The organism is Paraburkholderia sp. Ac-20340 (assembly GCF_017104965.1).
Classification (GTDB): Bacteria; Pseudomonadota; Gammaproteobacteria; order Burkholderiales; family Burkholderiaceae; genus Paraburkholderia.
Genome location: NZ_JAAGPR010000017.1, coordinates 42,515 through 55,196, shown reverse-complemented (window position 1 = coordinate 55,196; position 12,682 = coordinate 42,515). Strand labels below are relative to the sequence as shown.

The window sequence follows — 12,682 nt, the reverse complement described above, 5'->3', positions numbered from 1 at the left end:
GAATTTTATAGCAGCGCCTGTACCGGCATGAGGGGCGTTTCCTTACCCTTTCTTTCTGTTGTCAGCGCATTTCGTTGCGCATTCAACCACAAAAAGTCAGCCCCGAAAGCAGCATCAATAGCATCGATGGCGTGAGCCAGTACGCGAATGCCACAGCGCTCGATGCCGCCAGCAGCAACGCAATCGACACTGCAATCCATGTGGGTTTCATGTTTCTCTTATGCCGCTTTAAGCCGCTTCAAGCCGATAGTGCCGCGCCAGCGTTGAAGCGCGCGACGCGCCGGTCGTCGATCGGCAAATGCAGCAGACCCGACAAAACGCCCAGCACAATCGATCCATACCAGAGCCATGCATAGGAATGCGTAGCATCGAAAACCACGCTGCCAAGCCACACGCCAAAGAAGCTGCCGATCTGATGGCCGAAGAAAACGAAACCAAATAGCGTGGCGATATAACGCACGCCGAACACCTGCGAGACGATGCCGTTGGTCAGCGGCACCGTGCCAAGCCAGGTCAATCCCATCACGAAAGCGAACACGTAAAGGCTCGCGGGCGTCAGCGGCACTGTAATAAACAGTGCCATTGCGGCGGCGCGCGTGAAGTAAATACCGCAGAGCAGATATTTACGGCGCAAGAATCCGCCTGCGTAGCCGCACAAAAACGTCCCCGCCGTATTGGCCAGCGCGATGATCGCCAGCGCCATGCTGGCATCGCGCGCGCTCATGCCGCGATCGAGCAGCCAGGCAGGCAGATGCGCGCCGATAAAAGCCAACTGGAAACCGCAGGAAAAGAAGCCCAGATTGAGCAGCCAGAAACCGCGATGCGCGAGCGCTTCCTTCACGGCTGCGCGCATCGTGTCGCCAGCGCAATCGCGCGCGGGGTTCGCAGCGGGCCGGTCGCGCAGCCACGCCGCGAGCGGTGCCGTCGCGAGCATCAGCGCCGCCATCACGCCGATCGCCGATGCCCAGCCGATCGAGCCGATCATCGCTTGCGCGAGCGGCACCATCCAGAATTGCCCAAGCCCGCCGATCGTGCCCGCGACGCCCAGCGCCCAGCCGCGTTGATCGGCGAGAAAGAGGCGCGAGAGTGCGCCATACACCGCGCCGAACGCCGTGCCCGACAACGCGATGCCGATCAGCACGCCCACGCCCAACGTGTAAACGCCCACCGATTGCGCGTGCGCCATCACCGCCAGGCCAAACGCATACAGCAACGCGCCCGCGAAAATCACGCGCGCCGAGCCGTAACGATCCGCAATCATGCCGGTGAACGGCTGCGCGACGCCCCACAGCAGATTCTGTAACGCCAGCGCAAGGCCGAAGGTCTCGCGCGGCCAGCCGCGATCGAGCGTCACGGGCAAAAGGAACAGCCCCTGCACGTTGCGCACGCCCAGCGCCGCGCCCATTACCACGCCGCCCGCCGCGACCAGCAGCCAGCGCTGCCGCCATGCGTCTTCCGCTGCTCTCACGATGGTCTCCTCGATGCCGCCATGCACGCAGTAGAACGCTCGCAGTGCAGGACGCTCAAGTGAATTTTTGGCGCGCTTCGCATGCATCTGACGCATGCGAAGGTTCATCGATGCGCCTTGAAGTAGTTGCGAATCGCAACTAGAATCGATGACTGGCCATCACTCTTCATCGGGAACGATCATGGATTTCGTCGATACCCCCGCGCAGAACCGCGACACCACCATCCTCGAATTGCGCGACTTCTCGCGAAAACTGGTGCGCGAGCTGGGTTTCATGCGCTCGACGCTGGCCGAAAGCGATCTTGCGCCGTCGGCGGTCCATGCCGTGCTGGAGATCGGCATGCGGCCCGGCATCAACGCGCGCGATCTGGGGCAGACGCTGCGTCTCGATAAATCGAACACCAGCCGCCAGGTGGCGCGTCTGGAAGCCGATGGCTTCGTCGAGCGCCGCGCCTGTGCGGACGACGCGCGCTCGTCCACGCTGCATCTCACGGCGGAAGGCCAGAAGCTGCGCCGCAAGATCGACCGTTTCGCGACCGATCAGGTCTCCAGCGCGCTGCGCCGCATGATGCCCGCCGACCAACAGGCGCTGCTGCGCTCGCTCGCGCTCTACGCGGACGCGCTGGCGCAGGACAACGGCGCGAAAGACAAAAACGCCGCTGCCTCAACCGCCGCCGAGGCAAGCGGTCCACAGGTCCACGAAGGCTACCTGCCCGGCTGTATCGGCGATATCGCGAGTCTGCACGCGCGTTTTTACGCCGCGCATTGGGGCTTCGGCGCGTTCTTCGAGCAGAGGGTCGCGACGCAACTCGCGGCGTTCGCGGGCGCGCTGCCGGCGGTGGGCAAGGCGCTCTGGCTGGGCGTCGAGAACGGCCGCACGCTGGCATCGCTCGCCATCGACGGCGATATGCAAACGGGCATCGCGCATCTGCGCTGGTTTATCGTCGACGATGCCTTGCGCGGCTGCGGCATGGGCCGCGAATTGATGACGCGCGCCATGCGTTTCGTCGATGAGCTGGGCTTTCGCGAAACGTATCTCTGCACTTTCAAGGGGCTCGACGCCGCGCGGCATCTGTACGAGTCGTTCGGCTTTGCGCTGACTGACGAAGCGCCGGGCGCGCAGTGGGGCACGACGGTCACGGAGCAACGTTTCAGTCGCGTCGGGCCGTAAGAAGGTCGTCGCGCGCTTCGGCCAGAATCCACTCGATCACGGCGCCCGCGTCCGCGCGCGGCGCGGCGTCGGCCTGATGCAGCCAGTAGGCGTAACCGGTCGGCTCGCCCGCCTCGCCGACGGCCACGAGGCGTCCATCCGCCAGCATCGGCGCAACCAGCGCGAGGCGGCCCAGCGCGATGCCGCGCCCCGCCAGCGCCGCCTGGATCACCTGGTCGTAACGGTTGAAGCGCAGCACGCCGCGCGCGGGCAAGCCTTCGAGGCCGAGCACGCCCAGATGGTCGGGCCAGCGCAGCATCGGGCGGCGCGGGCCTTCGAATTCGAGCAGCACGTGGCGGGCGAGCGTGGCGGCGTCGAGCGTCGTCACGCCCAGCGACGGATGCGCGACCGGCAGCACATATTCCTCGTAGAGCCGGTGCGCCGTGGCGGACGCGCCCGGCGACGCGTTCGCGGGCGCGTAGCGCAGCGCGAGATCGATGTTTTCGGCGCGCAGGTCGAGCACCTTGTCGGTGGCGGCCACGCGCAGATCGACATCGGGATGACGATCCTGCAGCGCGCCCAGACGCGGCAGCAGCCAGAGCCCGGCCACGCCCAGACTCGCCGTGATCGTCACAGGCTGGCGCACGCGCGGCTGCATCAGCGCATCGACCACCTCCTGAAGCTGGCCGACCGCGCCTTCGGCAGCGCGAAAGAGACGCTCGCCTTCGGGCGTGAACGAGATCGAGCGATAACCGCGATTGAGCAGACGCACGCCCAGCTGGGTTTCGAGCGCGTTGACCTGACGGCTCACGGCGGACTGCGTGAGGCAGAGATCTTCGGCGGCGAGCGTGATGCTCATGCGCCGCCCGACGGCGACAAAACCACGGATGAAATCGAGCGAAGGTAGCTTGACGAGCGGGATTGCCATGCGTGTGCCTCATGCGAACGATGCACGAAGATTGATTGAGCGCGACGGCTGGGTCAAGTTCAATGACGGGGTCGCCTCTGGACTACGCTCATATGACCGAACATCCGCCCACACCGGTGCGCCTGCACGCCGCCGATGGCTTCACGCCCGGCGGCTTCGTCTGGCGGCATGGCACGCGCTCGCTGGCCGATGGCTCGCCGCGCCCGCTTGCGATCGTCAATGCGGCCACGTCCGTGCGTTGCCGCTATTACTTTCGCTTTGCCGCGTGCCTGCATCGGCATGGCTGGGATGTGCTCGTGTACGACTATCGCGGCATCGGCGCATCGCGGCCTGCGCGGCTGGCCGATCTCGACGCGACCTGGCTCGATTGGGGCGAGCGCGATTTCGAAGCGGCGCTGCGTTATGCGTGCGAGGCGTTTGCAGGCCAGCCGGTCGATGTGGTGGCGCATAGCATCGGCGGATTGGTGACGGGGCTGGCGCCGTCTGGCGGGTCGATTCGCCGGGTAGTGACGGTGGGCGCGCAGTACGCTTACTGGCGTGATTACGCGCCGCGCAGCCGCTTGCCGATGTTGCTCAAGTGGCATGCAGTCATGCCGCTGCTGACGTGGATGTGCGGCTACTTTCCGGCAAAGCGGTTGGGCTGGATGGAGGATACGCCACGCGGTGTCGCGCTTTCGTGGAGCCGTAGCCGGGCGCGCTTCGAGGAGACTCACGCGCGTGCGCCAGGCGCACGTTCGGCGCTGGTGAAGCGCCTGGCTGCGTTCCCCGCGCCGGTTCTCGCGATCAGCCTCAGCGACGATCCCTTCGGCACGACGCCTGCCATCGAGCGTTTGCTGGCTTATTTCACGCGTGCGCCGCGCACGCATCTGCGCATTGCGCCGGCGCAGATCGGCGTGGATGAAATCGGCCATTTCGCGTTTTTTCATAGCCGGTTCGAGGAAACGCTGTGGCCGCTCGTGGTGCAGTGGTTACGTGCGGAAAAACTGCCGGGGGATGCGCCGGGCCAGGTGGTTTCCGCGATCCATATCGCCAAGGTCATCGAGCCATCCGCACTCGCCACCGAATAAAATAGACCGACCGTTCTTTTCCACCCAAAATCTGCTATCGTGCAGGCGCAGCGATCCTCCGAGGAGCCTCCATGAGCGCATCATTCGCACACCGTTACGCCTACACGAACGGCATCCGCATGCACTACGTCGAGCACGGCGAAGGTCCGCTCGTGCTGCTCTGCCACGGCTGGCCCGAGTCCTGGTACTCGTGGCGCCATCAGATGGAAGCGATCGCCGCCGCCGGTTATCGCGTGGTCGCGCCGGACCAGCGCGGTTATGGCGATACCGAAGTCCCGCTCGACACCGCCTCCTACGACATCCTGAATCTGACCGGCGATCTGGTCGGCCTCGTGCACGCGCTCGGCGAAACGCGCGCGATCCTCGCGGGCCACGACTGGGGTTCCATCGTCGCGGCTACGACAGCGCTGCTGCGCCCCGACATGTTCCGCGCCCTCGCGCTATTGAGCGTGCCGTATCTGCCGCGCTCGCGCGTGCGGCCCGCCGCTTACTTCCAGACGCATACGCTCGAAAAGCACTTCTATCAGGACTATTTTCAGGCGCCGGGCCGCGTCGAACGCGAACTGGAAGCCGATATCCGCCAGTCGCTGCTCGGCATCTACTACACGGCGGGCGGCGAGAGCCGTCGGCATCCCGAGCATCGGCGCAAGGGTTTTATCGGCTTCGAAAAGCACCAGCGTTTCGTCGATAGCCTCGCGTATCCCGAGACGCTGCCGGGCTGGCTGCCCGCCGCCGATCTCGACACATTCGCCGCGCAGTTCGCGAAGAGCGGCTTTCGCGGCTCGATCGACTGGTATCGCAATCTCGATCGCAACTGGGCGCTCACGCCCTTTCTCGACGGCGCGCGCATCCAGCAGCCCGCGCTGTTCGTCGCGGGCGAGCAGGACGGCGTGATCCACATGATGGCGAAGGCCTACGAACAGTTGCAGGACCACGTGCCGCGCCTGACGAAGAAAGTGCTGCTTCCCGAAGCCGGCCACTGGGTCCAGCAGGAGCGGCCCGACGAAGTCAACGCGCTGCTGCTCGACTTCCTGCGCGATCCGGCCGTGCACGGCGCGATGCGCTGACGCGCTGACGCTCGCGCCATCGGGCGCTGGCAATCGATTCACTGCAAAGGGGCTATTCGAGCCCCTTTTTTCATTGCTGAAATTGTTGCGCAATCTGTAATCTCACGATATAAATGCAAATCATTCGTATTCAGGTCGCATAGTCCGGCCGACTGCACCGGCCAGCGGCGCGGGAAACAAGGGGTTTGCTCGATGTCCGCCGTCATGATCGATGCGCAACAACAGGTGCACGCGCTCTATCGCGATCATCACGGCTGGCTGCATGGCTGGCTGCGCCGCAAGCTGGGCGATGCCTTCGAAGCCGCCGATCTCGCGCACGACACTTTCCTGCGCATCCTGAGCGCGCACGAGCGCCTGGGCGCGCACGAACTGCGCGAGCCGCGCGCCTATCTCACGACGGTCGCGCGCCGCGTGCTCATCAATCACTACCGGCGTCTGTCGCTCGAACAGGCGTTTCTCGACGCGCTCGCGAGTCTGCCGGAACCGCAGGTGCCGTCGACCGAAGAGCGCCTCGTGATCCTCGAAACGCTGCATGAAGTCGATACGATGCTCGACAGTCTCGCGCCGAAAGTGCGCATGGCGTTCCTGCTGGCGCAACTCGAAGGGCTGACTTACGTCGAGATCGCCGAACGCCTGCAGGTGAGCGAGCGCACGATCAAGCGCTATATGGCCGATGCCTTCGAAGCCTGCCTGATGATGGTGCTGTGAGGATGGCGCGATGAGGACGGCGCCGTGAACGGCCAGATCGACAACACGAACGCGGGCACCGACGACGATCAACGTCCGCTCGAGCGCCATGTCGCGCGCGCGGCGGCCGAATGGCTCGTGCGTCTGGCCGACAATCCCACGCCCGAAGAGATCGACGCGTGCACGCGCTGGCGTGCCGCGCATCCCGAACACGCGCGCGCGTGGCGGCGCGCCGAACGGCTTCACGCGAAGTTCGACGCGCTGCCCGCGAGTGTGGGCATGCCGACGCTCACGCGTGCTGAGCGCGGCACACGGGGCACGCGTGCCGATCCCGCGCAACGTCGCGCGGCCATCAAGACGCTGAGCGTGCTGCTGGTCGCCGGGCCCACTGCCTGGCTCGCCTGGCGCACGACGCCGTGGCGCGTCTGGTGCGCCGACGCGCGCACCGCCACCGGCGAGCGCCGCACGCTGATGCTCGCCGACGGCACGCGCGTGGATCTGAACACCGCCACCGCGCTCGACGTCGACTTCGACGCACACGAGCGGCGCGTGCGCCTGGACGCCGGCGAAATCCTCGTGGAAACCGCGCCCGATCCGCAGACACCCGCGCGGCCCTTTATCGTGCAAACCGACGATGGCCGCATCCGCGCGCTCGGCACGCGCTTTGTCGTGCGCCAGGACGGCGACACGCACGTCGCGGTCTATCACGGCGCAGTGGAAGTCACGCCAGCCGACGCGCCGCATCTCGCGCGCATCGTCGCCGCCGGGGAGCAGACGCGCTTCACGGCGACCAGCATCGACGGTCTCACGAGCGCCGATCCGCACGACGCGGACTGGACGCGCGGCGTGCTGTTCGCGCAGCGCGTGCGTCTGGCCGATTTCCTCGACCAGTTGAGCCGCTACCGGCCGGGCCTCGTGCGCTGCGATCCGGCGGTGGCCGATCTGCATATCTCCGGCGCGTTCCAGCTCGCCGATACCGACAACATCCTCGCCGCGCTGCCCGAAACGCTGCCGGTGCAGGTGATCTGGCGCACGCGCTACTGGGTGACGGTCGTGCCGGGTCCACAGCCCGCATCCCCAGGCGGCGCGGCCTGAGTTTTCCGGGCTGTCGGCAGGCGCAAAAAAATTTTGCGAATCCGTGTCCCCTTTCCTGATCTCGCGTGTCAAGCACGTATCAACCGATTCAACACACATCGTCCGATCAGGAGTTTCCATGTCTGCACGCCGGCCCCGCCGCGCATCCGAGCCCGTTGCGCGCCACGCCGCCCGCTCGCGTTTTCCTCTGTTCGCCGCCCGCCGCGTCACGTCGAGCGCGACGGTTGCGCTCGCCTTGCGCGCGATTCCGGCCAGCCTCGCGCTGGGCGGACTCTGCGCCACGCCCGCGTTCGCGGCACAGGCCGCTGCCACGGCGGCCGCCAGCAAGACCTATGACGTCGCCGCCGGGCCGCTGGGCACCGCGCTCTCCGATTTCGCGATGCAGGCCGGCGTGACCGTGCAGCTCGACGCAAGCCTCGTCGACGGTCTTGCGAGCAAAGGGCTGCACGGCAGCTATTCGGTTGCGGACGGCTTCAGCACGCTGCTGGCGGGCACCAAGCTCGAAATCGCGCAGAGCAGCACCGGCGTGTGGCTCGTGCGTGCGCGTCCGGCCGCGGCCGGCACCGCAGCCGACGACACCACGCTGCCCGCCGTCAAGGTGGCCGGGCAGAGCGACAGCCCGTATGGCCCGACCGAAGGCGTCGTCGCCAAATGGAGTTCGACGGGCACCAAAACCGGCACGCCGATTGTCGAAGCGCAGCAGTCGATCTCGGTCGTCACGCGCGACCAGATGAACGAGCAGAACGCGCAGACGCTGAACGCCGCCGTGCGCTACGAAGCGGGCGTCAGCACGGAAACGCGCGGTGGCGTCGCCACGCGCTACGACATGCTCAATATTCGCGGCTTCAGCGCGGACACTTACTGGAACGGCCTCAAGCAGATCCAGAACGGCATGTATTCGGTGCCGCAGGTCGATCCGTATCTGATGGATCGCATCGACGTGCTGCGCGGGCCGGTTTCGGTGCTCTACGGCCAGGCGAACGCCGGCGGCCTGATCAACCAGGAAAGCAAACTGCCGACCGTGCAGCCGTATCACGAACTGGGCGTGGAGTTCGGCAACGATCGCCATCAACAGGCGACGATGGACTTCTCCGGCCCGATCGCCGGCGACCAGCACTATCTGTATCGCTTCACGGCCATCGGCCGCCAGGAAGACGGTCAGGTCAACAGCACGCGCAACGAGCGCGTGGCGGTGGCGCCCTCCTTCACCTGGCGCCCCGACGAGAAAACCACGCTCACGCTCTACGCGCTCTATCAGCGCGATCCGGCCAGCACGTCGTATGGCAGCGTGCCGGCGGTCGGCACCGTGCTGTACGATCCGCTCGGCACGATCGGGCGCAGCTTCTATGACGGCGAGGCCAATTTCGAACGCTTCAGCCGCACTCAGGAAGCGGTGGGTTATCAGTTCGAGCACGCGCTCAACGATACGTGGAAGGTGCGTTCGAACGCCCGCTACTACCACATCAGCGAAGACTACGCGAGCGTCTACGGCAGCAGTCTCGAAGACGATTACCGCACGCTCGACCGCAATTCGATCGCATCGAACGAGCAGATGAATTCGTTCGCCATCGACAATCAGGTGGAAGGCAACTTCTCCACCGGTCCCGTCGATCACACCGTCCTGGCCGGTTTCGATTATCAGCACATGGCCACGACCTACGCGACCGGTTATGGCAGCGCGCCTTCGATCGACGTGTTCGATCCCGTGTATGGCGCAGCGGTGGAAGACCCCGCGCGCACCACCACGCGCGCGAGCAGCAACCAGTACGGCGTCTACGCGCAGGACCAGTTGCGCTACAAGAAAGTGCTGATGACGCTGGGCGTGCGCCAGGACTGGGCCAACACGGTCACGAACGACATCACCGACAACACGCGCCAGTGGCAGAACGATCACGCCTTTACGTGGCGCGGCGGTATCAGCTATCTGTTCGATAACGGCATCGTGCCGTACTTCAGTTATTCGGAGTCCTTCTCGCCGCAGTCGGGCACGGACATCAACGGCAAGGCCTTCGATCCCGAGCGCGGCCGTCAATACGAACTGGGCATCAAGTATCAGCCGAAGCATTACAACGCGCTGTTCACGGCGGCGATCTTCGATCTCACGCGCAAGAACCTGCTGACCGCCGATGCGAGCAATCCTTCCTATTACTCCGAAGCGGGCGAAGCGCGTTCGCGCGGCGTCGAACTCGAAGCGAAGGTCAGCCTCACGCGTTCGCTCGACGTTTCCGCGAGCTACACGTACCTGAACACGATCTACACGAAGGACAACAGCGGTCTGCAGGACAAGCATCTGGCCGCAATTCCGTCGAACCAGGCGTCGCTGTGGGCGTATTACACGATTCATGGCGGCCCGCTGGCGGGTCTGTCGATCGGCGGCGGCGGACGTTATACGGGCGCAACCTATAGCACCGACAACAGCTTCCAGGTGCGCAGCTTCTTCCTGCTGGACGCGGCATTGCGCTACGACCTCGGTTACGCGATTCCGCGCCTGAAGGGTTCGGAGGTCTATATCAACGCGCAGAATCTGTTGAACAAGACTTATGTGGCGTCGTGTTACTACGGTAATTATTGTGCGTATGGATATGGTCGCCAGGTTTTTGCAGGGCTCAAATACCACTGGTAATTGTCGTAACTGAAATAGTCCATTGCGGATTATTTTTGCGTTCGCGCGTTATATGACACGGCTGTCATTTGACGCGTGAACGCAGGCTTCATTCTTCTCGCCTTTTCCCGCCATCCCACCTTCTGCACACGCGCAAAATCACGCACGTCTCGCCGTTTTCTAAATTAGTTTTCATGTTGAGTGAGCGGCAACTTAAAACACCGATGCCGGGCCGGAACCGATAATTCCTTCCAGTTTCTGGACTGCGAGGAATGCACCATGCAAAAGCCGATGTCGGTCGAACTCATCAATGAATATGGCGAGCACGCGGTCAGCGTGAATATCGACGGCCATGCCGCGCTGCTCGATACCGCCGACGTAGACGGCCTGATCGAAGAATTGAGCAAGCTGCGCGCACAAATGCGCCCGGCCGTACCCGAGCAGCCTTTGCGCTCGCATCAATACGTGCTCGAAATCGATCCGTGCTGGTACACCGAACGCAATCCGCTGTTCGACGGCGCGGTGGTATTTCTGCGCCATACCGGCCTGGGTTGGGCCGGCTTTGCCATTCCGACCGAAAGCATGCAGCGCCTCAAGGACGCCCTGAGCGCGCACGAAGCCGCCGCGCAGCGCGAGGCGCGCTTCCCCATGCACGCGTTGCCGAATTAGGCCGCACACGGCGTAGCGGAATAATCCGCCGCGCCAACCGTTCAACTCGTGAATACGGACCCGCGCGCAGCGCGAGCGGGCCTGCGCCGTCATGCGTGATTGTCCACGCGTGCGCTGCGCCCGTTCGTCCCTTCCATTCAGGGCATGCTGCGCGCGGCCCTGAGCCTTCTCGCCATTATCGGCAAGGACTCGCCAAATGAACCAGCTACAAGCCATGCGCGTTTTCACGCGCGTTGTCGATCTGAGCAGCTTCAGCCTCGCGGGCAAGCAACTCGGCATGTCCGCCGCGGCGGTCACGCGCAGCGTCGGCATGCTCGAAGCGCATCTGAATATGCGTCTGTTGAACCGCTCGACGCGCAGTCTTTCGCTGACCGAAGCGGGCCGTCTCTATCTGGATGGCTGCCGCGCAGTAATCGACAAGCTCGACGAAGTCGAATCCGAACTCGTGCGCGCCACGCGCGACCCGAGCGGCGTGCTGCGCATTGCCGCGCCTTCGGTATTCGCAAGCGGTGCCCTCAGCGCGCTGCTGGGCGCGTATCGCGGCGTGAATCCGCGGGTGGATTTCGACGTGACCGCTTACGACAGCCATATCGACATGATCGAAGGCGGCTACGACGTCTGCTTCGCCACCGACCGCCAGCAGGTCAACGCTTCGCTCGTGAGCCGCAAGCTCACATCGGTGAAGGAACTGGTGGTGGCCACGCCCGCCTATCTCTCGCGCAAAGGCATGCCGCGCACGCCCGCCGATCTCTCGCAGCACGATCTGCTCGCCGTATCGGACGCGCCGCGTAGCTGGGAATTCGCCAACGCCGAAGGCGTGCAACGCGTGAACGTGAGTGGCCCGCTCACCGCCAGCGGCTATGCCACGGTGCGCGCCGCCGCGCTCGCCGATATGGGCGTGGCGCTGCTGCCGCTGCCGCTGGTTGCCGACGATATCGCGCGCGGCGTCATGCTGCCGGTGCTCAATGCCTACGATGTCAACGGCGGCATGCAGCACGTGTCGATCGTCTATTCGGGCCGCAATTATCTGACGATGAAAGTGCGCAGCTTTATCGACTTCGCCGTCGAGCAGTTTCGCGGCCAGCCCGCGCCGGCGCATCACCTTCCCGCCACCCATGCCATGCCGCACACGCTGCGCGCAGTTGCGCAATACGCCGCCTGATTCATGGATGATCCGCGCGATCATCCCGCCTCGACTCCTGGAAAGCCATGCCCAGAATATTGACCATCGAAGACGACGCTGTCACGGAACAAAGCGTCGTCCCCACGCTCGCCTCCACAGGCTTCACCGTCGATGTCGCGCGCTCCGGCCGCGAAGGCATCGCCATGGTGATGGCCGGCGACTATGACGTGGTCGCGCTCGAGCGCCGCCTGCCCGATCTCGACGGGCTCACCATCGTCACCACCATGCGCGGCGTGGGCATCGAAACGCCCGTGATCGTCATGAGTTCCACCACCGGTGTGGAAGAACGCATCCAGGGGCTGCGCGCCGGTTGCGACGATTACCTCACGCGGCCTTTTTCGATCGACGAAATGTCCGCGCGCGTGGAAGCGCTCGTGCGCCGCCGCACGCGCCCGGTTGCAGCGGAAACGGTGCTGCGCGTCGGCCCGATCGAACTCGATCTGGTCAAGCGCAAGCTCACCTGCCGCGACAAATTGCTGCGCCTGCGTCCCACCGAATTACGCGTGCTCGAATTCATGATGCGCCACGCGGGCCAGGTGCTCACGCGCACGATGATTTTCGAAGGCGTCTGGGGCGGCCGTTTCGATCCGGGCACGAACCTGGTGGATGTGCATGTGGGACGTCTGCGCAATCGCGTGGATACGCCTGGCGAGCCTTCGCTGATTCGCACGATACGCGGCTCCGGTTATCTGCTCGGTTAATCGAATTGACGCCATTGCGAATAAACTTTTTTATTCAGCGATTCGTAGTCCTTTTTGTTAAAAAA

General features: G+C 64.6%; 12 protein-coding genes. 9 read left to right on the top strand and 3 right to left on the bottom strand.

Annotated elements, in window-relative coordinates:
• Positions 1–5: 5 nt before the first annotated feature.
• Both G3N59_RS20805 and G3N59_RS20800 read right to left on the bottom strand, forming a co-directional pair.
• Positions 6–200: a hypothetical protein gene (locus tag G3N59_RS20805; RefSeq protein WP_205984512.1), complete on the bottom strand. Its 195-nt coding sequence runs from the start codon at positions 198–200 to the stop codon at positions 6–8.
• 38 nt (positions 201–238) lie between these two features.
• Positions 239–1,471, bottom strand: a complete 1,233-nt coding sequence (locus G3N59_RS20800; protein WP_346777914.1) for an MFS transporter — start codon at positions 1,469–1,471, stop codon at positions 239–241.
• Positions 1,472–1,649: 178 nt separating this feature from the next.
• Between G3N59_RS20800 and G3N59_RS20795 the strand changes: the two genes are divergently transcribed.
• A complete protein-coding gene (locus G3N59_RS20795) occupies positions 1,650–2,639 on the top strand; it encodes a helix-turn-helix domain-containing GNAT family N-acetyltransferase (RefSeq protein WP_205984511.1) in 990 nt (329 codons plus the stop codon).
• On the opposite strand, the gene G3N59_RS20790 is transcribed toward G3N59_RS20795, so the two are convergent.
• Complete coding sequence (locus G3N59_RS20790) at positions 2,620–3,546, bottom strand: LysR substrate-binding domain-containing protein (protein WP_205984510.1); 927 nt, start codon at positions 3,544–3,546, stop codon at positions 2,620–2,622. The two genes, G3N59_RS20795 and G3N59_RS20790, sit on opposite strands and share 20 nt — an antisense overlap.
• A gap of 92 nt (positions 3,547–3,638) precedes the next feature.
• Between G3N59_RS20790 and G3N59_RS20785 the strand changes: the two genes are divergently transcribed.
• The 8 genes from G3N59_RS20785 (at position 3,639) to G3N59_RS20750 (ending at position 12,617) form a co-directional block, all read left to right on the top strand.
• Complete coding sequence (locus G3N59_RS20785; protein WP_205984509.1) at positions 3,639–4,613, top strand: alpha/beta fold hydrolase; 975 nt, start codon at positions 3,639–3,641, stop codon at positions 4,611–4,613.
• A gap of 71 nt (positions 4,614–4,684) precedes the next feature.
• On the top strand, positions 4,685–5,680 hold the full coding sequence (locus G3N59_RS20780; RefSeq protein WP_205984508.1) for an alpha/beta hydrolase: 996 nt from the start codon (positions 4,685–4,687) through the stop codon (positions 5,678–5,680).
• Positions 5,681–5,872: 192 nt separating this feature from the next.
• Entirely contained in the window at positions 5,873–6,388 is a 516-nt protein-coding gene (locus G3N59_RS20775; RefSeq protein ID WP_205984507.1) for a sigma-70 family RNA polymerase sigma factor, read from the top strand.
• Positions 6,389–6,412: 24 nt separating this feature from the next.
• Entirely contained in the window at positions 6,413–7,462 is a 1,050-nt protein-coding gene (locus G3N59_RS20770) for a FecR domain-containing protein (protein ID WP_346777909.1), read from the top strand.
• A 118-nt stretch (positions 7,463–7,580) separates the two neighbouring features.
• A complete protein-coding gene (locus tag G3N59_RS20765) occupies positions 7,581–10,085 on the top strand; it encodes a TonB-dependent siderophore receptor (RefSeq protein WP_205984506.1) in 2,505 nt (834 codons plus the stop codon).
• A gap of 258 nt (positions 10,086–10,343) precedes the next feature.
• Positions 10,344–10,733 (top strand): hypothetical protein, encoded by a 390-nt coding sequence (locus G3N59_RS20760; RefSeq protein WP_205984505.1) that lies wholly within the window; start codon positions 10,344–10,346, stop codon positions 10,731–10,733.
• A gap of 196 nt (positions 10,734–10,929) precedes the next feature.
• Positions 10,930–11,895, top strand: coding sequence for a LysR family transcriptional regulator (locus G3N59_RS20755; protein ID WP_205984504.1), 966 nt, complete (start codon positions 10,930–10,932; stop codon positions 11,893–11,895).
• A 47-nt stretch (positions 11,896–11,942) separates the two neighbouring features.
• Complete coding sequence (locus tag G3N59_RS20750; RefSeq protein ID WP_205984503.1) at positions 11,943–12,617, top strand: response regulator transcription factor; 675 nt, start codon at positions 11,943–11,945, stop codon at positions 12,615–12,617.
• The last annotated feature ends 65 nt before the right edge of the window (positions 12,618–12,682 follow it).

What these genes read in the sequence shown, in the direction of transcription:
- G3N59_RS20805 (WP_205984512.1), bottom strand. Translation starts at nt 200, where the DNA reads ATGGATTGCAGTGTCGATTGCGTTGCTGCTGGCGGCATCGAGCGCTGT.
- G3N59_RS20795 (WP_205984511.1), top strand. Translation starts at nt 1,650, where the DNA reads ATGGATTTCGTCGATACCCCCGCGCAGAACCGCGACACCACCATCCTC.
- G3N59_RS20790 (WP_205984510.1), bottom strand. Translation starts at nt 3,546, where the DNA reads ATGGCAATCCCGCTCGTCAAGCTACCTTCGCTCGATTTCATCCGTGGT.
- G3N59_RS20785 (WP_205984509.1), top strand. Translation starts at nt 3,639, where the DNA reads ATGACCGAACATCCGCCCACACCGGTGCGCCTGCACGCCGCCGATGGC.
- G3N59_RS20780 (WP_205984508.1), top strand. Translation starts at nt 4,685, where the DNA reads ATGAGCGCATCATTCGCACACCGTTACGCCTACACGAACGGCATCCGC.
- G3N59_RS20775 (WP_205984507.1), top strand. Translation starts at nt 5,873, where the DNA reads ATGTCCGCCGTCATGATCGATGCGCAACAACAGGTGCACGCGCTCTAT.
- G3N59_RS20765 (WP_205984506.1), top strand. Translation starts at nt 7,581, where the DNA reads ATGTCTGCACGCCGGCCCCGCCGCGCATCCGAGCCCGTTGCGCGCCAC.
- G3N59_RS20760 (WP_205984505.1), top strand. Translation starts at nt 10,344, where the DNA reads ATGCAAAAGCCGATGTCGGTCGAACTCATCAATGAATATGGCGAGCAC.
- G3N59_RS20755 (WP_205984504.1), top strand. Translation starts at nt 10,930, where the DNA reads ATGAACCAGCTACAAGCCATGCGCGTTTTCACGCGCGTTGTCGATCTG.
- G3N59_RS20750 (WP_205984503.1), top strand. Translation starts at nt 11,943, where the DNA reads ATGCCCAGAATATTGACCATCGAAGACGACGCTGTCACGGAACAAAGC.